22 protein-coding genes are annotated in these 26,833 nt (G+C 54.7%); 8 read left to right on the forward strand and 14 right to left on the reverse strand.

The window, feature by feature from the left end; genetic code table 11:
* Window positions 1–34: 34 nt before the first annotated feature.
* The gene (locus AC2FAP_RS10090; RefSeq protein WP_106503352.1) at window positions 35–1,423 is read left to right on the forward strand and encodes a glutamine synthetase family protein; all 1,389 of its coding nucleotides are present in this window, start codon (window positions 35–37) and stop codon (window positions 1,421–1,423) included.
* Between the two features lie 49 nt (window positions 1,424–1,472).
* Here the strand turns inward: AC2FAP_RS10090 and mglC are convergent, their stop codons facing one another.
* The 7 genes from mglC to AC2FAP_RS10125 form a co-directional block, all read right to left on the reverse strand.
* Window positions 1,473–2,483, reverse strand: coding sequence for a galactose/methyl galactoside ABC transporter permease MglC (gene mglC, locus AC2FAP_RS10095; protein ID WP_014170905.1), 1,011 nt, complete (start codon window positions 2,481–2,483; stop codon window positions 1,473–1,475).
* A 15-nt stretch (window positions 2,484–2,498) separates the two neighbouring features.
* Window positions 2,499–4,019 (reverse strand): galactose/methyl galactoside ABC transporter ATP-binding protein MglA, encoded by a 1,521-nt coding sequence (gene mglA, locus AC2FAP_RS10100; RefSeq protein ID WP_020883197.1) that lies wholly within the window; start codon window positions 4,017–4,019, stop codon window positions 2,499–2,501.
* 79 nt (window positions 4,020–4,098) lie between these two features.
* Window positions 4,099–5,097: a galactose/glucose ABC transporter substrate-binding protein MglB gene (mglB, locus tag AC2FAP_RS10105; protein ID WP_449541825.1), complete on the reverse strand. Its 999-nt coding sequence runs from the start codon at window positions 5,095–5,097 to the stop codon at window positions 4,099–4,101.
* A 295-nt stretch (window positions 5,098–5,392) separates the two neighbouring features.
* Window positions 5,393–6,415 carry an HTH-type transcriptional regulator GalS gene (galS, locus tag AC2FAP_RS10110; RefSeq protein ID WP_020883196.1) on the reverse strand — a complete coding sequence of 341 codons (1,023 nt, stop codon included), beginning with the start codon at window positions 6,413–6,415 and terminating at the stop codon, window positions 5,393–5,395.
* A 155-nt stretch (window positions 6,416–6,570) separates the two neighbouring features.
* Window positions 6,571–7,728, reverse strand: a complete 1,158-nt coding sequence (gene yeiB / locus AC2FAP_RS10115) for a DUF418 domain-containing protein YeiB (protein ID WP_014170909.1) — start codon at window positions 7,726–7,728, stop codon at window positions 6,571–6,573.
* Window positions 7,729–7,746: 18 nt separating this feature from the next.
* The gene (folE, locus tag AC2FAP_RS10120) at window positions 7,747–8,415 is read right to left on the reverse strand and encodes a GTP cyclohydrolase I FolE (RefSeq protein WP_020883194.1); all 669 of its coding nucleotides are present in this window, start codon (window positions 8,413–8,415) and stop codon (window positions 7,747–7,749) included.
* Window positions 8,416–8,517: 102 nt separating this feature from the next.
* A complete protein-coding gene (locus tag AC2FAP_RS10125; protein ID WP_032678574.1) occupies window positions 8,518–9,666 on the reverse strand; it encodes a YbfB/YjiJ family MFS transporter in 1,149 nt (382 codons plus the stop codon).
* Between the two features lie 138 nt (window positions 9,667–9,804).
* Here AC2FAP_RS10125 and fghA point away from each other — a divergent pair, with 138 nt between their 5' ends.
* Both fghA and AC2FAP_RS10135 read left to right on the forward strand, forming a co-directional pair.
* On the forward strand, window positions 9,805–10,641 hold the full coding sequence (gene fghA, locus AC2FAP_RS10130) for an S-formylglutathione hydrolase (protein ID WP_449541824.1): 837 nt from the start codon (window positions 9,805–9,807) through the stop codon (window positions 10,639–10,641).
* Between the two features lie 249 nt (window positions 10,642–10,890).
* Window positions 10,891–12,876, forward strand: coding sequence for a ligand-gated channel protein (locus tag AC2FAP_RS10135; protein WP_138614382.1), 1,986 nt, complete (start codon window positions 10,891–10,893; stop codon window positions 12,874–12,876).
* Window positions 12,877–12,929: 53 nt separating this feature from the next.
* Here AC2FAP_RS10135 and AC2FAP_RS10140 read toward each other — a convergent pair whose 3' ends face one another.
* Together AC2FAP_RS10140 and yieE are read right to left on the reverse strand one after the other, a co-directional pair.
* The gene (locus tag AC2FAP_RS10140; RefSeq protein ID WP_020883191.1) at window positions 12,930–14,399 is read right to left on the reverse strand and encodes an amino acid permease; all 1,470 of its coding nucleotides are present in this window, start codon (window positions 14,397–14,399) and stop codon (window positions 12,930–12,932) included.
* A gap of 171 nt (window positions 14,400–14,570) precedes the next feature.
* Window positions 14,571–15,437, reverse strand: coding sequence for a DNA-binding transcriptional regulator YeiE (gene yieE / locus AC2FAP_RS10145; protein WP_014170915.1), 867 nt, complete (start codon window positions 15,435–15,437; stop codon window positions 14,571–14,573).
* A gap of 98 nt (window positions 15,438–15,535) precedes the next feature.
* Between yieE and AC2FAP_RS10150 the strand changes: the two genes are divergently transcribed.
* Both AC2FAP_RS10150 and nfo read left to right on the forward strand, forming a co-directional pair.
* On the forward strand, window positions 15,536–16,582 hold the full coding sequence (locus AC2FAP_RS10150; RefSeq protein WP_040017996.1) for a YeiH family protein: 1,047 nt from the start codon (window positions 15,536–15,538) through the stop codon (window positions 16,580–16,582).
* Between the two features lie 64 nt (window positions 16,583–16,646).
* Complete coding sequence (gene nfo, locus AC2FAP_RS10155) at window positions 16,647–17,504, forward strand: deoxyribonuclease IV (protein WP_449541823.1); 858 nt, start codon at window positions 16,647–16,649, stop codon at window positions 17,502–17,504.
* 47 nt (window positions 17,505–17,551) lie between these two features.
* Here nfo and fruA read toward each other — a convergent pair whose 3' ends face one another.
* Genes fruA through fruB form a run of 3 tightly spaced genes read right to left on the reverse strand, consistent with a single transcriptional unit; the run spans window position 17,552 to window position 21,319 of the window.
* Window positions 17,552–19,234, reverse strand: a complete 1,683-nt coding sequence (fruA, locus tag AC2FAP_RS10160) for a PTS fructose transporter subunit IIBC (protein WP_151887812.1) — start codon at window positions 19,232–19,234, stop codon at window positions 17,552–17,554.
* Between the two features lie 16 nt (window positions 19,235–19,250).
* Window positions 19,251–20,189: a 1-phosphofructokinase gene (fruK, locus tag AC2FAP_RS10165; RefSeq protein ID WP_014170919.1), complete on the reverse strand. Its 939-nt coding sequence runs from the start codon at window positions 20,187–20,189 to the stop codon at window positions 19,251–19,253.
* Window positions 20,189–21,319 (reverse strand): fused PTS fructose transporter subunit IIA/HPr protein, encoded by a 1,131-nt coding sequence (gene fruB / locus AC2FAP_RS10170; RefSeq protein ID WP_426021373.1) that lies wholly within the window; start codon window positions 21,317–21,319, stop codon window positions 20,189–20,191. The genes fruK and fruB overlap by 1 nt, the downstream gene beginning before the upstream one ends.
* A 360-nt stretch (window positions 21,320–21,679) precedes the next feature.
* Here fruB and setB point away from each other — a divergent pair, with 360 nt between their 5' ends.
* A complete protein-coding gene (setB, locus tag AC2FAP_RS10175) occupies window positions 21,680–22,861 on the forward strand; it encodes a sugar efflux transporter SetB (RefSeq protein WP_014170922.1) in 1,182 nt (393 codons plus the stop codon).
* Here setB and AC2FAP_RS10180 read toward each other — a convergent pair.
* The gene (locus tag AC2FAP_RS10180; RefSeq protein WP_025203636.1) at window positions 22,858–23,112 is read right to left on the reverse strand and encodes a YkgJ family cysteine cluster protein; all 255 of its coding nucleotides are present in this window, start codon (window positions 23,110–23,112) and stop codon (window positions 22,858–22,860) included. The genes setB and AC2FAP_RS10180 overlap by 4 nt on opposite strands.
* Window positions 23,113–23,276: 164 nt before the next feature.
* Between AC2FAP_RS10180 and yeiP the strand changes: the two genes are divergently transcribed.
* Window positions 23,277–23,849: an elongation factor P-like protein YeiP gene (yeiP, locus tag AC2FAP_RS10185; protein ID WP_008500940.1), complete on the forward strand. Its 573-nt coding sequence runs from the start codon at window positions 23,277–23,279 to the stop codon at window positions 23,847–23,849.
* A gap of 43 nt (window positions 23,850–23,892) precedes the next feature.
* Here the strand turns inward: yeiP and uxuA are convergent, their stop codons facing one another.
* Window positions 23,893–25,083 carry a mannonate dehydratase gene (gene uxuA, locus AC2FAP_RS10190; protein ID WP_032678583.1) on the reverse strand — a complete coding sequence of 397 codons (1,191 nt, stop codon included), beginning with the start codon at window positions 25,081–25,083 and terminating at the stop codon, window positions 23,893–23,895.
* A gap of 204 nt (window positions 25,084–25,287) precedes the next feature.
* Between uxuA and AC2FAP_RS10195 the strand changes: the two genes are divergently transcribed.
* On the forward strand, window positions 25,288–26,754 hold the full coding sequence (locus AC2FAP_RS10195; RefSeq protein WP_342863855.1) for a mannitol dehydrogenase family protein: 1,467 nt from the start codon (window positions 25,288–25,290) through the stop codon (window positions 26,752–26,754).
* Window positions 26,755–26,833 lie beyond the last annotated feature (79 nt).

The following is a 26,833-nucleotide window of genomic DNA, read 5'->3' on the forward strand; positions in this document are numbered from 1 at the left end:
ACGGCTTCATTGAAGAATGACTATGAACTCAATAATGAATGCGTTTTTCCTGAAAAATATCCGCCCCTATTTTAACTTCCCGGGTTTATCACTCCCGACGGCACTCAATGCTGGCCTCTGGCTTGATGACAAACTTGATGCCATGCAGCACAACGTCTCGCTGGAAGTGGCGGATTACCTGGAACGTTACCCGCAGACAAAACATATTGACGTTTACCTGAACGACATCAATGGCATTATGCGCGGCAAGCGGCTCTCGGTGGAAAGCATGCTGAATCTGGAAAAAGGCTGTTACTTCCCCCTCTCCGTCTACTCCATGGACCATAAAGGCAAAATAGCCGCCCCGCTTGATGATGAGCCCGACCGGCTCTGCGTTCCCGTCGGCGGTTCCCTGCGCCCCTGTTCGCAAGACCCTCAGCATAACGCGCAGATCCTGCTGACCATGAAAGAGAGTGACGGCAAACCGTGCCCGCTTGAGCCAAGGGTGATATTGCAAAACGTTCTGGCTCGTTTCCATCAGCACGGGCTCTTCCCGGTGATAGCCCCGGAAATTGAGTTTTACCTGACCGGGCGCGGCACGCAGGATCCACAAAATCAGGGCTGCTTTCATATGGATACCTCAACGGCACACGCGGCGCTGTTTGACGAGCTGGAGCAGCTGGCGCACCTGCAGCGTATCCCCCTGACCGGGATCGTGGCCGAGGCCGAATCTGGCCAGTTCGAGTTAAACCTGAAGCATAGCCATCGCGTCGTTGAAGTCTGCGATAACGTGCTGGCCCTGCGACGCCTGACCCGCTACGTTGCGGAGAAACAGGGTCTGCAGGCCAACTTTATGGCCAAACCGTTCAGCCAGCAGTCCGGCAGCGGTTTGCACTTCCATTTCAGCCTGAACGATATTCATGGCGAAAACGTATTCGCGTCACCGGTGGAAGCGCTGAACAGCATGATGCGCCTCTGCATCGCTGGCCAGCTGGCGCTGATGCCCGCCTCCATCGCCATTCTAGCCCCTGGCGTTAACGCATTCCGCCGCCTGCGTAAAAACCTCACGGAACCGCTATTTAACTCCTGGGGCTATAACACCCGCTCCGCCGCGCTGCGTATTCCCTGCTCCGATGACCATAACCGGCGTATTGAGTACCGGCTGGCCGGGGCTGATGCTAACCCGTATCTGGTGGCGGCAACGCTTCTGAGCGGAATGCTGTACGGGCTGGAAAATTTTGACGAGCAGGATTTACCTGAACCTCAGCAGGACGGGCCGGATCTGCCGCTGTTTCAGCAGGAGGCGATTGAGACATTTGCACGCTGTCAGTATCTCACCGGCAGCCTGGGAGAGGCTTTTTCTCAACAGTGGGTTGCCTGCAAGCTCTCTGAGCTCGACTGGTTCGAGAGCATCGTCACCCGGGAGGAGTCGAGTCTGGCATGAAGCACAAAAAAGCCCGCTCGGTGAGCGGGCCAGGTAATGCCAGAGGCGATTATTTTTTACGCGCGTATTTGAGTGAATCCAGGGCGACCGCAAAGATGATGATGCCGCCTTTGATGATGTACTGCCAGTACGGGTTCACGCCGATGTAGGTCAGACCGTAGTTGATTACGGTGAAGATGATGACACCGGTTACCACGCCGAACACGGTACCCACGCCGCCGCTAAAGGAGACGCCGCCGACCACACAGGCTGCGATCGCATCCAGTTCGTACATGAAGCCCAGGTTGTTCGTTGCAGAGCCGATACGGCCCGCTTCCAGCATCCCACCAAAGGCGTAGAACACACCTGACAGGGCATAGATCATCAGCAGATTCAGGGCAACGTTGACGCCGGACACTTTCGCCGCTTCCGGGTTACCGCCGATAGCGAAGATGTTTTTACCGAAGCGGGTTTTGTTCCACAGGATCCAGACAAAAGCGACGGCAATCAGGGCGTAGAAGGTAATGTACGACAGGCGGAAACTGCCCAGCGCGATAAACCCTTGCGTAAAGGTCGAGAACCCGCTGTCGAAGCCAGAGATTGGCGACGCCCCCACGAAGTCGTAGTACAGGGAGTTGATACCGTAAACGATGATCATCGTACCTAAGGTAGTGATAAATGGCGTCACGTTCAGGTAAGCGATAATGATGCCGTTAATCAGACCAATCACTGCGCCGATCGCACAGACAATCAGGATCACCACGAAAATGGGCATGGTCGCCATTTCCGGGAACACCTTGTTGGCGTTTTCCATCGACTGTAGCAGCGTTGCCGCGATAACCGCCGCGAGGCCAACCTGACGTCCCGCTGACAGGTCAGTCCCCTGCGTCACGATAAGTCCCGCCACGCCCAGCGCGATAATAATACGCACGGAGGACTGGGTCAGGATGTTACTGAGGTTCAACAGGCTTAAGAACGTAGGGTCCTGGAAAATGATGATAGCCAGCAGTACTAAAAGAACAACGTAAATACCGCCTTCTTTCAGGTAAGTGAGAAAACTTTTTTTATTTAACGCACTCATGAGGAGCCCCTGATCTTAAAGGTGCAAAGACGCAAGACGCAAAATTTCGTTTTGCGTTGTCGTTTTGGTGTCAACAATACCGGCAACGAGACCATTGCTCATAACCAGAATACGATCTGTGATCCCTAACAATTCCGGCATTTCGGAAGAAATAATAATGATCCCTTTATTCTTTTTCGCCAGCTCGGCAATCAGCTGATAAATCTCAAACTTCGCGCCGACGTCAATACCGCGGGTCGGTTCATCCAGCATCAGGATTTCTGGCTGGGTTAATAACCAACGGCCAATAATGACCTTCTGCTGGTTACCGCCTGACAGCGAACCAATTTGCGTGCGGTGACCTGGCGTTTTGACGCGCATGGAGTCAATCACCCACTGGGTATCGCTCTTCATGCGGGAGTTATCCAGCAGCCCGACTTTGTTTTTATAGTTGCGAATATTGGAAATTAACGAGTTAAAGTTAATATCCAGATACGCATAAATACCGGTCGAACGACGCTCTTCCGTGACCAGCGCAAAACCATTATTAATGGCTTCGTTAGCGCTGTGGTTATTGATTTTCTTACCGTGCAGCGTGATAGTGCCCGCGGCTTTCTCACGAATACCGAACAGGGTTTCGACAATATCAGTACGTTTTGCCCCAACCAGACCTGCGATACCGAGAATTTCGCCCTTATGCAGGTCAAAAGAGACGTCGCGAATAGACGGCTGGCGCAGCGAGGTGAGATTGCGAACCTCAAGGATCACTTCACCCGGCTTGTTCTCTTTGTCCGGGAAGCGCTGGTTCAGAGAGCGCCCCACCATCATGGCGATGATCTTGTCCATATCCAACCCTTCGAGAGGCTGGGTGGCAATCCACTGGCCGTCGCGCAGGATGGTAATCTCATCACACAGCTGGAAGATCTCTTCCATTTTGTGAGAGATATAAACAATGCCGCAGCCGCGGTCTTTGAGCTTACGAATAATGGTAAAAAGGTGGTTAACCTCTTTTTCCGTTAATGACGATGTCGGTTCGTCCATGATGACGATTTTCGCATCATAGGAGAACGCTTTGGCAATTTCGATCATCTGCATTTGGGACACGGATAACGTTCCCACGCGGGCGCGCGGATCGATATCAATATCCAGTTCATCGAAAATCGCTTTGGTGTCGCGATACATTTTATCCTGATCGACAAAGACACCTTTGGTCGGATAACGGCCCAGCCACATGTTATCCATAACAGAACGTTGCAGCACCAGGTTTAATTCCTGGTGAACCATTGAGATACCGTTTTCCAGTGCTTCTTTTGCTGAATGGAAATCGATCTCTTTCCCCTGAAAAAGAATGCTGCCAGAATCTTTTTGATAGATCCCAAAAAGACATTTTAATAATGTTGATTTACCTGCGCCGTTCTCCCCCATTAATGCATGAATAGAGTGAGGACGAACTTTTAAATTAACATTATCGAGTGCCTTAACCCCGGGAAATGACTTGTTGATAGCGCTCATTTCCAACAAGTATTCACCAGATGACTGAGTATTTGTGCTGACCATAATTATACCTTGTTGGCCTCGCATATCGCGTTATAAAAGGGCGCAACAAGTTGCGCCCAGTGAAGACAATTCAAATAACTTATTTACCGATAAACTCAGCCAGGTTGGACTGGTCTACGCCAACGTAAGGTACGCGAACGATTTTGTTTTCAATTTTCCAGGTCGTACCGTCTGCCGCACCTTTGCCATCGGCCAGGTTTTTCGCCAGATCGAAGGTTGCTTTCGCCTGGTTGTTGGCATCGTTCAGCACGGTCCCGGCCATTGCACCGGATTTCACCAGGGCCAGAGCTTCTGGCAGTGCATCCACACCGAACACAGGAATGGCTGATTTGTTGTGCGCTTTCAGCGCTTCTACCGCACCCATAGCCATCGCATCGTTGTTGGCAATCACCACTTCGATTTTGTTAGCGTTCGGGCCGGACAGCCACGCGTCCATCTTATCTTTCGCCTGAGCGGTATCCCACATCGCGGTATCTAATGCCAGCTGCTGGGTTTTCAGGCCCTTATCATTCAGCTCTTTGATAACGTAAGTGGTACGGGCTTCAGCATCCGGATGGCCTGGTTCGCCTTTCAGCAGCACGAACTGGATCTGGCCGTCTTTGTTCAGGTCCCAGTTCGGGTTCGCCGCCCAGTGTTTAGCAATCAGATCGCCCTGAATAATGCCGGACTCTTTGGAGTCAGTACCGACGTAAAACGCTTTGTCATAGCTGTCCAGCGCTTTACGGGAAGGTTCTTTGTTAAAGAAGACAATCGGCACATTCTGGCCGCGCGCTTTTTCAATGACCGTGCCTGCCGCAGCGGGGTCAACCAGGTTGATGGCCAGTGCCTTCACGCCTTTTGCCAGCAGAACGTCGATCTGGTCGTTCTGTTTGGACTGGTCGTTCTGGGAGTCATTCATCAGCAGCTGAACATCTGGCGCTGCTTTAGCATCTTTCTCGATAGCTTTACGGACAACAGACATGAAGTTGTCGTCGTATTTATAGATGGTCACACCAATACGGGTATCCGCAGCGTGCGCTGCTGCACCAAAAAGCGTGCTTGCCATTACAGCAGACAGGGTCAACACCTTCTTATTCATGGTATCTCCGGTTTTTTTTATGCAGGGTAGTTCTTGTGAATAACGATCGGCAGGCAGGTGTTAATGAAACGTTACTGACAGCCGAAGTTCACTTATAAAATTTCTATCTTCCGTGTTCGGTAACGCTCCAGAAATGCGTTTTATTCGTTGTTTGCGGCACATTGGCTATGGTGAAAGTGATTAATCACTGTTACATAGCGTTTCAGCCCCTAAAACGCTGACATCATAGTCAGCGCCTTGTTAAGATACTGTGAATTTACTCACAGATTGAAAACGGTTACATCAGCTGATGTAATCAGTTAGTGATCGGAACCACAATTTGCCGGGCAGCGACAGAATGTCGACGCACTAAAGTCGGCATGAAACAGTGTGTTGCGCCCGGATCCAGCAGCCCTGCCGCCCCCTGTAACGCCAGCTCAGTGGCCAGTTTGGCCATAGAGGCGATGGGGTAACGCACGGTGGTCAGCTGCGGGTCGGTGTAACGGGCAATGGGAATATCATCAAAACCAATCAACGATAAATGCTGTGGCACCGCAATGCCGTTATCCTTCAGCGCAGTCAGCGCCCCGGCCGCCATGTTATCGTTGTAGGCAAACACGGCAGACAGCTGCAGATTACGGCCCAGTAACTCCACCATCGCCGCCTCCCCGCCCTGCATATCCGGCGTGCCGGTTCCAACCCAGCTTTCAGACGGCGTAATACCCTGTTCTTTAAGGGCGTTTTGCCAGCCTTCGCGCCGCAGCTCATCATCTTCAATATGATGGCTGGAGGCCAGAAAACCGATCCGCTGATGCCCGTTGTTGATGAGCATTTTGGTGGCCATCATCGCCCCGCTGACGTTATCCAGCCCGACGCAGCGGTGGGCATACCCTGGCACAATACGGTTGATCAGCACCATGCCCGGGATTTGCTCCATAAACCCGGAAATCTCGTCATCGCTTAAGGCTTTTGAGTGCACAATCAGTGCGTTACAACGCTGGCGGATCAGCACTTCAATCGCATGACGCTCTTTTTCGGCCTCGTGATAGCTGTTGCCAATCAGCACGTATTTCTGATGCTGCTGAGCGACAACGTCTACCGCTTTAACCAGCGCACCGAAAAAGGCATCAGAGACATCCATCACCACCACGCCAATGGTATCGCTGACCTGCGTGGCAAGCGCCTGCGCATTGGCATTAGGGCGATAACCCAGCTGGGTGACGGCTTTCATTACGGTTTCGCGGGTGTCAGGGCTGACCAGCGCGCTGTTGTTCAGCACGCGTGAGACGGTAGCCACGGAAACACCCGCCTGACGGGCGACGTCACGAATGGTGATCATATTCACCATCCTTCAAAGGATTGCAGCAACTCACAGACACCCCCTGTGTTTAGCAAGGTGGCTATTTTGGCAGCGAGAGAAAGGGGACTACGTGAAGAAGCTCACACAGATGAAAACGTTTACATCCGTTTTGTTAATGATTGTGATCCAGATCGTTATCTGGATGTATTTCTCAATGATACCCCTGAAGCATGTGCGGTTAACTGACGCCACACCCACTCCAGCGGCCCCTGGCGGAAATAACGTAGCCAGAGAACAGAAAACGCCAGGTTAACCATCCAGACCGGGATAACAAACGCCAGCAGCGAAAGCCGGTCGAATTTCATAAACAGGCCAAACCGATAGAAAAGCGTGGTGCATATCAGCGTCTGCAGAATGTAATTGCTGAGGGCCATACGGCCTACGCAGGCAATGGCACTGACAATCCATGCGCGACACATTTGTGGCCAGAAGCCGTAAATGAGTGCCGCATAGCCAATCGTCTGGAAGGGCGCGCTCAGCTCGCGCGGGACCTGAAGCAGAAACGCACACCAGCGGTAGTTCCAGTGCAGATGCCACTGCATGATCACGGCCGGCAGATTAATCAGCACGCCGAGAAGAATTAACCCGGCTCCCGTCAGGCGATAGTGGCGAAGGGAAAACTCCCCTTTCAGCCAGCCGGTGCGCATCAGTGATGCCCCCATCAGCATCATCCCTGCCAGCTGCCAGCCATACTGCGCCCCCAGCGCCAGCAGGTTATCGCCAAGCATATCCGCACGGTTGCTTATCGCTTCCGTGCCTCCTTTCAGCTTCCAGTACTGCTCGTACTGAAGGTTGGCGGCATCAGGGATCCATGAACGGTTTGCCGCATCACCGGAGATTATCCCCAGCAGTAACAGCACGCCAAGGCCCATGACGTAAAGCATCACGCCCGTGTTAAACAGGCTTTTTACGCTGTGCGCATCGCGAATGAGCCGCCAGCAAATCAGCCCGACTAAGCCATAGGCGAGAAGAATGTCGCCATCCCAGAAGAACAGCCCGTGAATAAAGCCGAGGATCACCAGCAATGTCAGACGCGACTGGATCCAGCGCGTGCCGCGCCTGAGCAGTAGCTGCAGGCCCGCGCCAAACAGCAGGGCAAACAGGGTGAGGAATTTGACCTGGGCAAAGAGATCGAGGATGGCCCACGTCCAGGCATCGCTGCGGGTAATGTCGCCATACCACGCAGGATTGAGATACGCCGCCTTCGGCAAGCCGAAGGCGCTGATGTTAAGCAGCAGGATACCGAGAATGGCGACGCCTCGAACAAAATCGAGCGTGACGTTTCGCTCCATGTAGCCTGCCCTGTCAGATTAGTTGTGGTGACGCACGGCGCGCAGAAACTCCTGGCGGGTGTTCTGGCTGGATTTAAACAGACCGCCCAGCGACGTCGTGGTGGTCGCACTGGTGGCATCACGCACGCCGCGCGCTTTCACACAGTAGTGAACGGCGTCGATAGATACTGCCACGTTATTGGTGCCCAGCAGCGTTTGCAGCGCGGTCAGGATCTGCTGCGTCAGACGCTCCTGCACCTGTGGACGCTGAGCAAAGAACTGCACGATGCGGTTGATCTTCGACAGACCAATCACCGTATCTTTAGGAATATAAGCCACGGTCGCTTTACCGTCGATGGTCACGAAGTGGTGTTCGCAGGTACTGGTTAACGTGATATCACGTACCGTTACCATCTCATCCACCTTCATCTTGTTTTCAATGACGGTGATTTTCGGGAAATTGGCGTAATCCAGGCCGGAGAAAATTTCGTCAACGTACATTTTTGCGATACGGTGCGGCGTCTCCATCAGACTGTCGTCGCTCAGATCGAGATTCAGCAGTTGCATGATCTCGGTCATATGCCCAGCAATCAGATGCTTACGGGTTTCATTGTCCAGTTCCTGAACGGGTGGACGCAGTGGCGTTTCAAGACCACGCGCAACCAGAGCTTCGTGAACCAGGGCTGCTTCTTTACTGAGTGATGGCATTCTTTTCTCCTGCAGGTGTGGCGTCTTTTGCCCTCGTTGTGGCAAAAGTGTGCGCTCATTGTGCGTGAGGCGGCGCACATAATCCAGTATTCACGACGATAATTATTGCAATTGCTGTTGCCTTTCGGCCTGACGATCCCAGACCAGTGCGCCGCCGATGAACAGCGCGACGCCCGCCAGCCCCAGCGCAGGCTCCAGTCGGTGCGTGAGCCACGTCGACAACGCCGACGTTACCGGGCCAATCAACTGACCGATGGCATAACCGGTAGTAAGCAGTCCCGCCATGTAGCGCGTGTGATCTGGTGCCAGTTCGCGCCCATAAAGTAAAGAGAGCTGAACGGCACACAAGAACCCGCCCCCAACGAGCAAGCCGCCGGTCAGTAACCCGCCAATCCCCGGCAGCAGCCAGGCTGCCAGTACGCCTGCCCCCTGCAACCACAATACGATAGCCAGCCTGCGGTTTGAGGTTGAGGTGTGGCGTAAAACGATGCTGAGCGCAATGCCCGCCACGGCGGCAATACCAAATATCGGCCAGACAAACTGGGCAAACAGACTGCCGGGAAAACGCACGGCCGCCATTTGCGATAAAAAGGTCGCCGGAAGGATATAGCCAAACCCGGCCAGGCTGTAGCTCCAGACCAGGCGCTTTAAATTCTTCGTCAGGACGAGCGGTTCCGGTGCGCTGCCCGGCCGGTGAAGTTGACCCGCACGCGGCAGATACCGGGCCACCAGCGCGATAAGCACCAGCGCCAGTACGCCGTAGATTTGCCATGCTGCACCGGCGGAAAGCGCCTTAGCCTGGATATAGACGGCAAGCAGCCCGCTGAGCGCAATACCTGCACCTGGTCCGGCAAAAACCGCGGCGCTGAGACCCGGTTTCCCCAGTTGTCCCAGCCGCTCGTTGGTCCAGGCGGCAATCAGCACCATCGACCAGCCGCTCATGCAGCCAATCACAAAGCGCAGCAGGCCATGTACCACGGCGTTATCGGCCGCAGCGGAAAGCAGCGTCAGCGCAACTGCACCAAAAATACCCAACCAGAGGCGTGTTTCAACGAAGCGGTGCGCACGCATTGCATCCCATGCTCCCACCAGATAGCCCAGATAGTTCATCGCCGCCACCAGGCCCGCGCTGGTGAGCGTGAGTTGCCCGGCGGCAATCATTAGCGGCACCTGAGGGGTAAAAGCAAAGCGCCCTATCCCCATCGCTACCACCAGAACCACAAACCCACTGAGCGCGATACGCAGCGCCATGACCGCTCCAATTGTTAAAGAAAAGTTAATTTATGATGCCGCATCTTACCGTCCTGCGAAAGTGAAAGTTGCTCACAGGTAAATGAAAACTCTGTATTATGGGCCGAGTGAATAGCAATTCGTATTAAGGAGCCCTGCATGGAACTGCTCGAAGAGCATCGTTGTTTTGAAGGTCGACAACAGCGCTGGCGGCACGACTCCAGCGTACTGAACTGTGCCATGACGTTCAGCATTTTTTTGCCGCCAACTGAAACGGGCGTAAAGCCACCCGTGCTGTTCTGGCTGTCCGGTTTAACCTGTACCGACGAAAACTTCACCACCAAAGCGGGCGCGCAGCGTATTGCGGCTGAACTGGGGATTGCGCTGGTCATGCCTGATACCAGCCCGCGTGGCGATGATGTCGCCGATGATGCCGGGTACGATCTGGGCAAAGGCGCCGGATTCTACCTGAACGCGACAGAGCAGCCCTGGGCACGTCATTACCGCATGTATGATTACATTCGTGACGAACTGCCTGCGCTGGTTCAGGCCGAATTTGAAGTAAGCGACCGCTGCGCCATTAGCGGACACTCCATGGGTGGACACGGCGCGTTGATAATGGCGCTGAAAAATCCGGGAAAATACACCAGCGTGTCGGCATTCGCCCCGATTGTGAACCCCACTCAGGTGCCATGGGGTCAGAAAGCCTTCACCCATTACCTGGGCAGTGACACGGATAAATGGCAGGCGTGGGACAGCTGTGCGCTGATGCTGGCCAGCAACACGGGGGGCGCCATCCCGACGCTGATCGATCAGGGCGATGCGGATCAGTTCCTCGCCGGTCAGCTACAACCTGCAGTTCTGGCCGAAGCGGCACGCCAGAAGGACTGGCCGCTGACGCTGCGTATCCAGCCAGGGTATGACCACAGCTATTACTTTATGGCGTCATTTATTGAAGATCATCTCCGCTTCCATGCGGCGCATCTGTTTAAGTAAGTTCCTCCCTTCTTGCCCGGTGACGCTCCGTCTGCCGGGTCTCAAAACCCTATCCCTTTGAATAAAAGCCAGTTTCACTAACCAATACCAAAATACAAATGATTTCGATTATCATTTGTGTTTACAATTTCACATTCTTTTGTACAATTCCAGGCTCTTCTCCATCACAAAGAGTTCTTACAAGACAAATACATACAGTTCTCAGGGTTACCCGATGGAGTGTTTTTCTTTTTGATATGGAATGTTCAAATGACAATACCACGCGTTACGTTACTGGCTGTTGCCATCAGCGCCGCCATGCTCTCCCCTCTTGCTCACGCAGCCGACCCGGATACCGTGGTGGTGACCGCCACGGGTTTTGAGCAAAAAATCCAGAATGCCCCGGCTTCTATCTCCGTCATTTCAAAGCAGCAGATTGAAGACAAGGCTTACCGCGATGTGACCGATGCGCTAAAAGATGTCCCGGGCGTCGTCGTCACGGGCGGCGGAAGCAGCAGCGATATCAGCATTCGCGGCATGGCGTCCCAGTACACCTTGTTCCTGGTCAATGGCAAGCGCGTCAGTACGCGCAGCACGCGCCCGAACAGCGATAACTCGGGCATTGAGCAAGGCTGGCTACCGCCGCTGGAGTCTATCGAACGCATCGAAGTGATCCGCGGACCCATGTCATCGCTCTATGGCTCAGATGCAATGGGCGGCGTAATCAACATCATTACCAAAAAAGTCTCGAATACCAAAGCCTGGACCGGATCGTTACACGGCGATGCCACGTTCCAGGAGAACCATGATTCCGGGGATATCTTCCAGACCAACGCCTACGCTTCCGGCCCGTTAATTGACGGACTGCTCGGTGCAAAAGTGACAGGCCTGCTCTCACGTCGCGCGGAAGATCAGATCCTGAACGGTTTCAATGAGCAGAAAATGCGTAACGGCGGGATCACGCTGAACTTTACCCCGGACGAGCAGAACGATTTTGACCTCGATTTTGCCCGCGAACTTCAGGACCGAAACAGCACGCCGGGCAAGTCGAAAGCGACTGAAACCTGCCGCGGGACAACCTGCACGCCAAACAGCAAAAGCGAAACCCGCTACGAACATACGACCTATTCCCTTACCCACAGCGGTTACTACAGCGACTTCAACACCACCAGCTACATCCAGCAGGAAGAGACCAATAACCCGGTTCGCAAAATGCGTTCGTATAACACCACTTTCAACAACCAGAACCAGATCTTCCTCGGCGACCATACCCTGACCCTCGGTGGCCAGTATCGCTATGAGAAGCTGCGTGACAACGGTAACCAGCTTGAGGCGGCGGACGGGCTCAACAAACTGACGCGCTGGAGCTGGGCGCTGTTTGCTGAAGATGAGTGGGCGATGACCGATAGCTTCACGGCGACCGGTGGTCTGCGTATGGATAAAGACCAGAACTATGGCACCAACTGGACGCCTCGCGGTTATGGGGTGTGGCACCTTGCAGAACAGTGGACGTTAAAAGGGGGCGTTTCTGCCGGCTACCGTGCACCGGATCTGCGTCAGTCCTCCGCCAGCTGGGGTCAGGCAACGGGCGGCGGTCGGCTGGACGGCATGATCGTGGGTAACCCGGACCTCAAGCCGGAGAAGAGCCTGAGCGAAGAGATCGCCCTGCTCTGGGATAACAATGACAGTCTTAACGCCGGCGTTACGCTGTTCAATACCGACTTCAAAAACAAAATCACTGAAGTACGTCGCTGTAACAGCAGTGCCGACCCTGCCTGTACGATTGGCGGTCATGCCTACGATTTTGTCAGCGACCGGGTCAACGTCGACAAAGCCAACATGCGCGGTGTGGAATCCACTTTCGGCTGGAAAATCACCCAGGATGTTAACTGGACGGCTAACTACACCTATACCGAATCCGAGCAGAAGAGCGGTCAGTTCTCTGGTAAGCCACTGAATAAAATGCCTAAGCATATGTTCAACACCACGCTGGACTGGCAGGCCACGCAGGATGTGGGCTTCTGGAGCCGCCTGAACTTCCGCGGCAAATCTTCTGAGTATCTCAGCCGAACCTCAATGTCACAGGGCACACCGTCTTACACGCAGGTTGATGTGGGTCTGCGTTATAACGCCAACAAGAACCTGCTGGTAACCGCAGGCGTGTATAACGTGCTGGATAAACAGATTGATTACGAGACTTACGATACCGTACTTGATGGCCGCCGTTACACTGTCGGCATGACCTACAGCTTCTGATCGCCAATAAAAAAGCCCGCTCAACCGAGCGGGCTAAAAGAGAGGAAGTGCGGTTATTGTTTTACGCGTCCCGGAAATTCCATTTCACTGTAGCGAACAAAGCGCGTCCCCTTCGTCAGTTTGTAACCAAACCAGATTATCAGGAACAGCGGAATACCGATGTAGGTCGCCGTTACACCACCCCAGTCGATACGGTCCGCAAGGAACGCTTCATAGTTCTGTCCCAGCGTAATAATCAGGCACAGAATGAAGGCGAAAATAGGCCCCAGCGGGAAGAACCCTGAGCGATACGGCAGGTCATTGATGTCATGACCTTGCATAACGTAACCGCGACGGAAGCGATAGTGGCTGATAGCAATCCCGAGCCAGGCGATAAAGCCCGTCATACCGGACGTATTGAGCAGCCACAGGTACACCGTCTGGTTGCCAAACATGGAGGTCAGGAAGCACAGACCGGCAATCACCGTTGTGGCATACAGGGCATTACGCGGTACGCCGCCACGGGACAGCTTAGAAAAGATGCGTGGCGCTTTGCCGTCGCATGCCAGGGTATAGAGCATACGGGTAGACGCATACATGCCGGAGTTACCCGCTGAGAGCACGGCGGTCAGGATAACGGCGTTCATTACCGCCGCGGCGGAGAGCAGACCGGCATGCTGGAAGACCAGCGTGAACGGGCTAACGCTGATGTCTTTCACATCATTGCGCAGCAGGCTTGGATCGGTGTAAGGAATGATCAGGCTGATAATCAAAATCGCAAACACATAGAACAGCAGGATACGCCAGAATACCTGACGCACCGCGCGTGGAATGTTCTTCTCCGGGTTCTCGGATTCACCGGCAGCAATCCCGATCAGCTCGGTTCCCTGGAAGGAGAAGCCGACAATCATCGCCACGCCAATCATGGCCGAGAATCCACCCGCAAATGGCGCATCACCAATGCTCCAGTTACTCCATCCTGCAGGTTGAGCGCCTTTGAAAATACCAACGATCATCGCCACACCGACGACGATAAAGATGATGACGGTTGCCACTTTGATCAAAGAGAACCAGTATTCCGCTTCGCCAAAACCACGCACGGAGATGTAGTTGAGCAGGAAGATCACCGCCAGGAACAGCGCACTCCAGATCCAGCCTGGCGTGTCCGGGAACCACCAGTTCATCACCAGCTGTGCGGCGACAAGGTCAACGGCGATAGTAACGGCCCAGTTGTACCAGTAGTTCCAGCCCAGCGCGAAGCCGAAGCCTTCTTCAACGTATTTTTGACCGTAGGTCGAAAACGAACCGGATACCGGCATGTACGCCGCCAGTTCGCCCAGACTGGTCATCAGGAAGTACACCATCAGGCCAATCAGGATATAAGAGAAAAGTGCCCCACCCGGGCCGGCTGCCGAAATTGTTGCGCCAGAGGCAACAAAAAGACCTGTACCGATTGAACCGCCGATAGCGATCATCGTCAGGTGACGCGCCTTAAGTTCGCGACGTAGCGCGGGCGCTTCTGTGGTTTTAATTTCTGAAACCATGTGAAAATGCTGTCCCTTCAACAAATGAGGCGCGATTGTAGCAGACGATACGCGTTCCTTCCGGCAGAAATGCTCAGTTATAAGAGAGCTTCATGACTCGGCCAGGATTATAAGTAAAGCACGCATCTGCATCTCCCCTCTCCCAACGGAGAGAGGATCCGCATTGCGGGTTTACATGTCGCAATAGCGCAGAAAACGCTGCAGCGAGCTGGAAAGGTGTTTCTGACGATGATGAATGCACCACAGCGTGCGCACCAGTTTAGGCAACGGGAGCGGTATTTCGACCAGCGTGCCGGCCTCAAGCTGTTCAGCAATCACCCGCCGGGAGAGACAGCTGATGCCCAGCCCATGACGGACCGCGTGTTTGATGGCTTCCGAGTTGCCCAGCTCCATACTCAGCCGGAAATGCGGCAGGTGAGAGAGCAGCAGGTAATCGACAATTTCACGGGTACCGGAGCCCTGTTCCCGGAGGATCCACTGCGCCTGAGCCAGCCGTTCCAGCGTCACTTCACCCTGTAATAAAGAAGAGGCCGGCGAGGCGAACACCACCAGCTCATCTTCCAGCCAGGGTTCAGCAATGATATCGACGTTGTGACACGGCCCTTCAATCAAACCGATGTCCACGCGGAAATCGATCACCGCATTGATGACATCCTGGCTATTGCCAACGCTCATCTCCAGCGGCAGGGTCGGGAAATCCCGGCGATAGCGGGCAATCACTTCCGGCAGAATGTAATTGCCGATCGTACTGCTGGCGTAAACGCGGATGGCCCCGTTCTCTTCGCGGAACAATTGTTCGATTTCAGTCGCCTGCTCCAGCAATGCCAGCGCGCGCGGGTACAGCAGGCGGCCATGTTCATTGACGACCAGCCGTTTCCCCACTCTGTCGAAAAGCTGAACCCCCAGTTGCCCTTCCAGATCGGTCAGGGCCGCGCTGACCGCGGACTGGGACAGCGCCAGCATTTGCGAGGCCTGCGTCGTCGACCCGCTTTTCAGCACTTCGGCAAAAACTTCCAGCTGACGCAACGTAATGTGCATGGTCACTTACCACTTATATAGATTGATTATAAGTATATAATCAATTTTATTTTTAAACCACAACGCCGTAACCTTTTAGCCAGATAAAGGAGAAGGTTATGTCAGAACACACCTTACAGCATCAACGTACATTGTGGCACTTCGTGCCGGGTCTTGCGCTCAGCGCGGTGATAACTGGCGTAGCGTTATGGGGCGGCAGCATTCCGGCCGTCGCCGGGGCAGGTTTTAGTGCCTTAACGCTGGCAATATTGCTCGGCATGGTGGTGGGAAATACCGTTTACCCCCATATCTGGAAGTCCTGTGATGGCGGGGTTATTTTCGCCAAACAGCATCTGCTGCGCCTCGGGATTATCCTTTACGGCTTCCGCCTGACCTTTTCACAGATTGCGGATGTCGGCGTCAGCGGGATCGCTATTGACGTCCTGACCCTGACCAGCACCTTTTTACTGGCCTGCTTTATCGGCCAGAAAGTGTTTGGGCTGGATAAACAAACCAGCTGGCTGATTGGTGCCGGCAGCAGCATCTGCGGGGCTGCCGCGGTACTGGCAACCGAGCCTGTCGTTAAGGCAGAATCCAGCAAAGTGACGGTTGCCGTCGCGACCGTGGTTATTTTCGGTACGCTGGCGATTTTCCTCTACCCGGCCATGTACCCGCTGGTTGCGCACTGGTTTAGCCCGGAGACCTACGGCATTTATATTGGTTCAACCATGCATGAAGTGGCTCAGGTGGTGGCGGCGGGTCACGCCATTAATCCGGATGCGGAAAATGCCGCGGTCATTGCCAAAATGCTGCGCGTCATGATGCTGGCTCCGTTCCTGATTATCCTGGCCGCTCGCGTAAAACAACTCGCGCCGGCAGGCAGTAGCCAGAAGAGTAAAATCACCATTCCGTGGTTTGCGATTCTTTTCATCGTGGTGGCGGTATTTAACTCCTTCCACCTGCTGCCGAAAGCCGTGGTGGATATGCTGGTCACGCTTGATACCGTCCTGCTGGCGATGGCGATGGCGGCGCTCGGGGTCACGACACACGTTAGCGCGCTGAAAAAAGCAGGTGCAAAACCGCTGCTGATGGCGCTGGTACTCTTCATCTGGCTGATCGTTGGCGGCGGTGCGATTAACCTCGCGGTACATAGCCTGATGGCATAAACCACTTCATCCTTCTCCTGTTAACCCGCTATCATACGTATTTCGGGTTAACAGGAGTCCCTTTATGAAATATGTTGGAGCGCACGTCAGCGCTGCAGGTGGCCTTGCGAATGCCGCCATTCGCGCCGCCGAAATTGAGGCGACCGCTTTCGCCCTGTTCACCAAGAACCAGCGCCAGTGGCGCGCCGCCCCGCTCACCTCTGAAGTGATTGATGATTTCAAAGCCGCCTGTGAGAAATACCACTACGGGCCGGGTCAAATCCTTCCCCACGACAGCTATCTCATTAACCTCGGCCATCCCGTGCAGGAGGCGCTGGAGAAATCCCGCGAGGCGTTTCTTGATGAAGTGCAGCGCTGCGAGCAACTTGGGCTGACGCTGTTGAACTTCCATCCGGGAAGTCATCTGATGCAGATTGACGAAGATGCCTGTCTGGCGCGCATTGCCGAATCCATCAACATCACGCTGGATAAAACCCAGGGCGTGACGGCGGTCATCGAGAACACCGCCGGGCAGGGCAGTAACCTCGGCTTTAAGTTCGAACATCTGGCGGCCATTATTGACGGCGTGGAGGATAAATCCCGCGTGGGCGTATGTATTGATACCTGCCATGCCTTTGCCGCGGGTTACGATCTGCGAACGCTTGATGAGACGAAAAAGACCTTCGATGAGTTTGAACGCATTGTGGGCTTCAAGTATCTGCGCGGAATGCACTTGAACGATGCGAAAAGCGCGTTTGGCAGCCGCGTGGACCGCCATCACAGCCTCGGTGAAGGCAATATTGGCCACGATGCGTTCCGCTTTATTATGCAGGATGCCCGTTTCAACGGTATCCCGATGGTGCTGGAAACCATTAATCCGGACATCTGGGCAGAAGAGATTGCCTGGCTGAAGGCGCAGCAAACCGCTGAACAGGCGGCATAAAAAAAGCCGGGTCGCATAAGCACCCGGCTTTTTTATTGTTTTACCGCTTACGCCGCTTTCGCGACCCCTTCCGCTTCCGGACGTTTCAGCACCGCGTAAGAAAGACCTGCCACCAGCGTACCGGCCACAATCGCCAGCAGATAACCCAGCACTGGCGTGATTGCACCTGGGATCAGCAGCACGAACAGACCGCCGTGTGGTGCCATCAGTTTCGCGCCAACCGCCATGGAGATAGCACCGGTTACCGCGCCCCCCACGATACAGCATGGCAGCACGCGCATTGGGTCACGCGCCGCGAACGGAATTGCCCCTTCGGTGATAAAGCACAGGCCAAGTACCAGGGCAGCTTTCCCCCCTTCCTGCTGCGCTTTGTCGAACTTACGACGTGCAATGATGGTTGCCAGGCCAAGAGCCAATGGTGGCACCATACCGGCCGCCATAATCGCTGCCATTGGCGCGTAGGTCTGGGTACTCAGCAGGCCAACACCGAATGCGTATGCTGCTTTGTTCACCGGGCCACCCATGTCGGTACACATCATGCCACCGAGAATAGCTCCCAGCAGTACCGCATTCGCGGTACCCATGGTTTGCAGCCAGTGGGTCAGACCCGCCAGGATACCCGCTACAGGTTTACCGATGAGGTAAATCATCGCCAGGCCCACCACCAGGCTGGAAATCAACGGGATGATCAGAATCGGTTTCAGCGCTTCCATACTCTGCGGCAGTTTCAGCTTCGAGCTGATAAGCTTCGCAACGTAACCCGCCAGGAAACCGGCAATGATACCGCCGATAAAGCCAGAACCGGTGCTCACCGCCAGCATACCGCCGATAAGACCCGGCGTCAGGCCCGGACGGTCAGCGATGGAGAAGGCGATAAAGCCTGCCAGCACCGGCACCATCAGGGCAAACGCGGAACCACCACCAATCTGCATCAGGGCGGCAGCCAGCGTGCCTTCTTCTTTAAACGCGGTAATACCAAACGCGAACGAGAGGGCAATACACAGACCGCCCGCCACCACCATCGGCAGCATATAAGACACACCGGTCAGCAGATGGCGATAGGCGCCAGCTGACTCTTTCTTACCTTCCGTCGCAGTTTGCGTGGACCCCGTTGCCTGATACGGCTTCGCTTCCACCAGCGCTTTATCAAACTCCTGAGCGGTCTTTTTCAGCGCCAGGCCCGTTGACGTGCGGTACATCGGCTTACCGGCAAATTTCGCCAGGTCCACTTCGATGTCAGCCGCAACCATCACCAGATCGGCTTCAGCCACCTCTTCAGGGGTGATTGCGTTGCCCGCACCAACGGATCCACGTGTTTCAACTTTTACCCACCAGCCGCGTTTTTTCGCTTCGGTTTCAATGGCTTCAGCCGCCATAAAGGTATGAGCCACGCCCGTCGGGCAGGCCGTGATCGCCACAATACGTTTTGGTCCGGACGCGGCAACCGGCGCCGCGACCGGTGCGCTGTAAACAGACGCATGACCTTTCGCTTCGCTCAAAAACAGTTCCGGGTGTGCCACCGCGCGATTGATATCACCCAGCCACACTTTTTTGCCATTCAGCGCACTGTCAGCGGGAATGTTATCACCCAGAACAATCACCATTTCGGCGTCGCCCGGGTTATCCGTCATCTCGAGATGTGCTTTGTTCGCCGCCGCTCCCAGCAAGGTCTTCGCCATATAGGCGCGAGCCTGTCCGAGACCGGAGTCAATGATCAGCAGCGTTTTCATTATTCCTCTCCTGCTGTTAGTTAAAAGGTTTTAAGTCAACGCGCGCCATCATCGCGGCTAACTGGGTACGATCGGTAATACCGACATTGCTCTGGCTAACGGCCAGGGCAGCAACGGCGGTGGCAAGACGTAAAGTATGTTCACTGGATTCACGCATCAGCAGGCCATAAATCAGACCGCCAACCATTGAATCCCCTGCGCCAACGGTGCTGACAACGTCAACCGATGGCGGTTTGGCGATCCATTCGCCAGAAGCGTTAACCCACAGCGCCCCTTCTGCACCAAGAGAGATAACCACGTGAGCGATACCCTGCTCGCGCAGCGCATGGGCAGCGTCAATCACATCTTTTAATTCTGGCAGCTTACGGCCAGCCCAGATCTCCAGTTCGCGGCGATTCGGCTTCACCAGCCACGGCGAGGCTTTCAGGCCGGCGACCAGCGCGTCACGGCTGCTGTCAAAAATAATGCATGGGCACTGGCTTCGCAGACGCGTCATCCAGTCGGTGAACGCTTCCGGGCTCACGCCGGACGGCAGGCTGCCGCTGACGCACACCATGTCGAACTGACCAAGCCAGGTCAGAGAGTCGTTCACGAAGCGCTCCCAGTCTGACGGAGTCACCTCGAAGCCTGAGAAGTTCAGATCGGTCACTTCGCCGTCTTTCTCCGTCAGCTTGACGTTGATACGGGTACGGCCCTGAACAACCTGAAAACGATTAGCAATCCCCAGCTCGCTGAACAGCTGCTGGAAACCATCCTGGTTATCTTTACCGAGGAATCCGCCCACGGTGACATCGATACCGAGATCCTTGAGCACTTTCGCGACGTTAATCCCTTTACCTGCAGCATGCAGGCCAGTGGTACGCACGAGGTTTACTTCGCCGCGCTCAATCTCCGGGCAAAACCCCACCAGGTCGTATGCCGGGTTCAGCGTAATAGTCGCAACACGTCTGCTCATTATGCGCCCTCCCCCAGACCTGCCGCGATGGCGTCGCCAATCGCTTTCAGCGCCTGTTCAGCATCAGCACCCTGTGCGGTAAAGCGCAGACGGTGACCTTTCTTCACGCCCAGCGCGACAACTTTCATCAGGCTACGGCCGTTGGCCGGTTTGCCCGTGCCATCAAGGTTAGTCACGGTAATCTCACTTTCGAATTGTTTAATGGTATTCACCAGCATGGTGCCAGGACGGGCATGCAGGCCGTGCTCGTTACGCACTACAAACTCAGCGGTCAGCACGTCATCAGTCAGCACATTATCGCTGGTCAGCAGCGCCAGCAGCGTGCTTGCGTCAGCGTTCAACAGTTTTTCAGCCTTGTCATTCAGCAGCAGATCGCCAAGACGTTTTAGCGCGGAAACCGGCTGTTCATCGGTCATCGCGACGGTGACCAGCATCGCAGCGTGCGCGCCCTCAACGTCAAACGCGTTGGCCGCGCGGCTCACCGCGATAGCGCTACGCAGGTTGCCTTCAGCACTGTCGTTCAGCCAGATACCTTGTCCCAGGTTCAGCGGCTTCTCATTGATAACGCGCGTGATAAAGGACGCGTCTACCGCACCGGCTTCTTTCAGACGGCCTGCGTTCAGCGCCTGCAGCGTGACCAGATCGCTCGCCACAACATCCAGGGTCAATGTTTCGTTATCCAGTTTCAGCGCTTCACTCTGTTTTTCGCCCATCAGCAACGCGCGCAGCTCTTCCGCCGTCGTCGCGGACTTCAGCTGTTCAGCCACCGAATCATCGCTCAGCACATGCGTCAGCTGACGCAGCAGGCCCAGGTGCTCGTCGCTGCTGGCAGCGATACCGATTGCCACGTAAGCAACCTGACCGTCGCCCCACACCACACCCTGAGGAAACTGATAAACCTGAACGCCGGTTTTCAGCACCTGATCGCGGGTGTCCGTTGTACCGTGCGGAATGGCGATGCCATTGCCGAGGAAAGTGGAGGTCTGCTGCTCGCGCGCCAGCATGCCGTTAACGTAGCCGTCCGCGACATTACCCGCCTGCACAAGGGCAGCGGCAACCTGGCGAATGGCCTCTTCTTTGTTCCCGGCCTGAGCGCCCGGGTGGATATCCTGAACAGATAACTGGAACATGGTTCTCCTCTCCTGCTGAACTTGAATCGTTTCAGCTTAAATGAGAAAAAATGCGCTAGCCTGCTCCGTTTGTTAAAACAAGATAGCGCTGAAACGTTTCAAAAAGTCTTGCGCTTTCTGCTTAACCTTGCAAGAAAAGTTACAAATGGCGATTCAGAATTTAGAGATACAGCACATTTCTTCTTCGCTCAGCTGAATCTTGCTGACGTTCAGCAAGTCAGTTTCAGCTAAGTTCAGCCCGAGCCTGTTAATTGAAATGGCATTTTGATTTTTCGTGGCGAAATTGACCGCAGTACCTGTTTATTTTCTGACAAGCGTCGTACACTCCGCGTCTCTTTATGACTTGCTGATACTGAAAGTATGCATAACACCCCTGCCGCCGCCTCGCCAAAACCCTTTGATTTGACGTCCACGGCGTTTTTGATTGTTGCCTTCCTTACCGGCATTGCCGGGGCGTTACAGACGCCCACGCTGAGCCTGTTTCTGACCAATGAAGTCCACGCCCGTCCGGCAATGGTTGGCTTCTTTTTTACCGGCAGTGCCATCATCGGCATTCTGGTGAGTCAGTTTCTGGCGGGGCGTTCCGACAGAAAAGGCGATCGTAAAAGTCTGATCGTCTTTTGCTGCCTTCTCGGGGTGTTTGCCTGCGTGTTGTTTGCTTTTAACCGCAACTATTTCATCCTGCTGTTCGTGGGGGTGTTCCTGAGCAGCTTCGGTTCCACGGCGAACCCGCAGATGTTCGCCCTCGCCCGCGAGCACGCCGACCATACCGGTCGTGAAGCGGTGATGTTCAGCTCTATTCTGCGTGCCCAGGTGTCGCTGGCATGGGTCATTGGCCCGCCGCTGGCGTATGCCCTGGCGATGGGATTTGGCTTTACGGTGATGTACCTGAGTGCGGCTGTCGCGTTTGTGGTGTGCGGCACCATGGTGTGGTTCTTCCTGCCGTCGATGCGCAAAGAGCCCAAAGTGGCTTCAGGCGTACTGGAAGCCCCGCGCCGTAACCGTCGTGATGCGCTGCTCCTGTTTGTTATCTGTACGTTGATGTGGGGAACAAACAGCCTTTATATTATCAACATGCCGCTGTTTATTATTGATGAGCTGCATCTGCCAGAGAAGCTGGCGGGCATTATGATGGGAACCGCGGCCGGGCTTGAGATCCCGACCATGCTGATCGCGGGCTATTACGCGAAGCGTTTCGGAAAGCGTTTTTTAATGCGCATCGCGGCTGTCGCAGGACTGCTGTTCTATATCGGTATGCTGACGGTGCACACGCCAGGACTCTTGCTGGCATTGCAGCTTCTCAACGCCATTTATATCGGCATACTCGCCGGGATTGGCATGCTCTACTTCCAGGACCTGATGCCAGGCCAGGCAGGCTCCGCCACCACCCTTTATACCAATACCACTCGCGTGGGCTGGATTATTGCAGGCTCAATGGCCGGCATCGTGGCCGAGATCTGGAGCTATCACACGGTATTCTGGATTGCGCTGGTGATGTGTACGCTGACGATAGGGTGTCTGGCGCGAATTAAGGATGTTTAAGGGGCGGTGAGCGCTTCCAGCTCAAGAAGGTAAGTGATCGCCTGCGCGCGCGTGCTGCCGCACATCTCCGCGGACGGCTGAAGGCCGGAACAGACTTTCGGGCGCAGCGGTGAACCAAAGATCATGCACAGGTTATTTTCAGCAAGCTGCACGCAGCGGGTATTGGCAGGTTTGCCGTCCGGCATGCCAGGAATGGGGCTTGAAATGGACGGTGCGGTACAACACGCGCCACAATCGGGACGACAATCCATACAGGCTCTCTTTCGCTGAAGAACGCCCGCGCAGTCGGGCATTGCGCGCACAGTAACACCTTTTGTGTATTGATAGCAAAAGCCACGAATTCCGCTTGCCTGAAAGGCCGAGCACGAGTAATTTGGCGCGATATTTTTTACCACCCGTAAACAGGATTACTGCAATGCCAAGAGCGAACGAAATTAAGAAAGGTATGGTACTGAATTACAACGGCAAGCTGCTGATTGTGAAAGATATCGATATTCAGGCCCCGAGCGCCCGTGGTGCAGCAACGCTGTACAAAATGCGTTTCGCCGATGTGCGTACCGGTCTGAAAGTGGAAGAACGTTTTAAAGGTGACGATATCGTTGATACCGTGACCCTGACCCGCCGCTATGTTGATTTTTCCTACATTGATGGCAACGAATACGTATTCATGGATAAAGAAGATTACACCCCGTATATCTTCACCAAAGATCAGATTGAAGAAGAACTCCTCTTTATTCCTGAAGGCGGGATGCCTGACATGCAGGTTCTGACCTGGGATGGCGTGCTGCTGGCGCTGGAGCTGCCGCAGACCGTGGATCTGGAAATCGTGGAAACGGCTCCGGGCATCAAAGGCGCATCCGCAAGTGCCCGCAACAAACCAGCAACCCTGACGACTGGTCTGGTGGTGCAGGTGCCAGAATACCTCTCCGCAGGCGAGAAAATCCGCATCCATATCGAAGAAAAACGCTATATGGGTCGCGCAGACTAATGCGATATTCGCCCGGTGGCACAACGCCACCGGGCAACAGACGTTACAGCAGTTCCGGGTATTTCGTCATCTTCAGCGCCAGCTCAACGCCCCGCACTTCCGCCATGCCTTTCAGACGACCAATCGCCGAATAACCTGGGTTCGTTTTCTTACGCAGATCGTCCAGCATCTGGTGACCATGATCGGGACGGAACGGGATAGGACGAACGTCACCCGCGTGCTTACGACGTACCTCTTCCGCCAGAATCGCATCCACTACCGCGACCATATTCACATCGCCGCCCAGGTGCGCTGCTTCATGGAAGGTTTTTGGATTATCCTCACGACAGGTCGCACGCAGATGCGTGAAGTGAATACGATCGCCGAAGGTTTCAATCATCTGCACCAGATCGTTATCCGCACGCACGCCGTAAGAGCCGGTACACATGGTGAATCCGTTATAGATACTGTCCACGGTCTCTTTCAGCCACTGCATATCTTCAATCGTGGACACGATACGCGGTAAACCGAGAATAGGACGCGGAGGATCGTCCGGGTGCACGGCCAGGCGCACGCCCGCTTCTTCCGCTACCGGTACGATAGCGCGCAGGAAAAACGCCATGTTTTCACGCAGCTGGTTTTTATCGATATTCCCATATTCCGCCAGTCGCGCGCGGAACTGATCCAGCGTATAGCCCTCTTCAGCGCCCGGCAGGCCAGCAATAATATTGCGGGTCAGCTTTTCAATCTCGGCGTCACTGGCTGCGTTAAACCACGCGAGCGCCTGCTGCTGCTCTTCAGCCGTGTAATCGGCTTCTGCACCAGGACGTTTCAGGATGTGCAGCTCAAATGCGGCAAAGGCAATCTGATCGAAACGTAATGCTTTTGAACCGTCCGGCAACGTGTACTCGAGATCGGTGCGCGTCCAGTCAAGAATGGGCATGAAGTTATAGCAAACAGTATCAATACCGCAGGCCGCCAGGTGACGAATGCTCTGCTGGTAGTTGGCAATCCAGGTCTGATAATCACCTGAATGGGTTTTGATATCTTCGTGAACCGGGATGCTTTCCACCACAGACCAGGTCAGGCCTTTTTCCGCCAGCAGCGCCTGACGCTTTTTGATTTCTTCAATCGGCCATACCTGACCATTAGGAATGTGATGCAGCGCCGTCACGACACCCGTTGCGCCAGCCTGACGCACATCATCAAGAGAAACCGGATCGTTCGGCCCGTACCAACGCCAGGTCTGTTCCATTGCCTCACCTCTAAAGTTGTTATACCAATATGGATGACTACGATGACGACTACCATACATGTTTGCCGTAAAGGGTCAACACACCGCCACACATTGATTGATCAAACTCACACTTCACGGATATTTACGGCTCACCAATTTAATTTGCTGTCATATAACTTTACACTGGCGTTGTTAATTAATGGTTAATCAGGTGTGTATTTCATGAAGACAATTGCCTCCACCTCGCTTCCTGCCCATGTCCAGCTCCCTCGCTACGATCGTAAGCAGTTACGCTCTCGCATCGTCCATTTTGGCTTCGGCGCATTTCACCGCGCGCATCAGGCCTTGTTAACAAACCGGGTGCTGAATGAGAAAGGCGGCGACTGGGGTATTTGTGAGATTAGCCTCTTCAGCGGCGACGTGCTGATGAGCCAGTTGCGCGCACAGGATCATCTCTTCACCGTGCTGGAAAAAGGGGCGGAGGGAAACCAGCCAATTATCGTCGGTGCCGTCCATGAATGTCTGAACGCAAAACTGGATTCTCTGCCTGCCATCATTGAGAAATTTTGTGAACCTCAGGTCGCCATTGTGTCGCTCACCATCACAGAGAAAGGTTATTGCATCGATCCCGCCACCGGTAATCTGGATTTGCACAACCCCCGGATCGTTCACGATCTGGAGAACCCGTCTGAACCGCACTCCGCGCCCGGGATCCTGGTCGAGGCGCTCCACCGCCGCCGTGAACGCGGTTTGTCCGCTTTTACCGTCCTCTCCTGCGACAATATCCCTGATAACGGCCATGTGGTGAAAAACGCGGTACTGGGGATGGCCCAGAAACGCGACCCGGCGCTGGCAGAGTGGATTAATTCACATGTGAGCTTTCCGGGGACCATGGTCGACCGAATTGTCCCCGCCGCGACCGAGGCGTCGCTGGCAGAAATCACGAAAGAGCTTGGAGTAGAAGATCCTTGTGCCATCAGCTGCGAACCGTTTATTCAGTGGGTAGTGGAAGACAACTTTGTTGCCGGACGCCCGGCATGGGAAGTGGCTGGCGTACAAATGGTGCAGGACGTGCTGCCGTGGGAACAGATGAAATTGCGCATGCTCAACGGCAGCCACTCTTTCCTCGCGTATCTGGGCTACCTCGCCGGGTATGCGCACATTAACGAATGTATGGAAGACACCGCGTTTCGCGAAGCCGCACGTCGGTTAATGCTGAATGAGCAGGCTCCTACGCTGCGTATTAAGGATGTCGACCTCACGGCTTATGCCGATAGCCTGCTTGAACGCTTTGCCAATCCGGCACTGCAGCACCGGACCTGGCAAATTGCGATGGACGGAAGCCAGAAATTGCCGCAACGCATGCTGGATGGGATCCGCATCCATCTTGAACGTAAAACCGCGTGGCCGCTGCTGGCCATGGGCGTTGCAGGCTGGATCCGCTACGTCAGCGGAACCGACGAGCGTGGCGACGCAATTGATGTGCGCGATCCGCTGAGTGATAAAATCCGCACCCTTGTTGCAGCCAGCAGCGACGCTGAGCGCGTCAACGCCCTGCTGGGGCTGAGTGAAATCTTTGGTCACGATCTCGCACAAAATAGCCTATTCGTGGAGGCCATCAGCCAGGCCTATCAGCGCATCGCCCGCCATGGCGCGCGTCAGGCTGTTATCGAAACGTTAAATATTTAGCGATTATTGCGCTTAAGGCGAACGGCGATTGCCTCCGTTCGCCCTCCCCCTTCTCATTGCGCCCGTTTTTCGCCAGGAT

This window comes from Enterobacter cloacae complex sp. 394I7 (assembly GCF_057320345.1).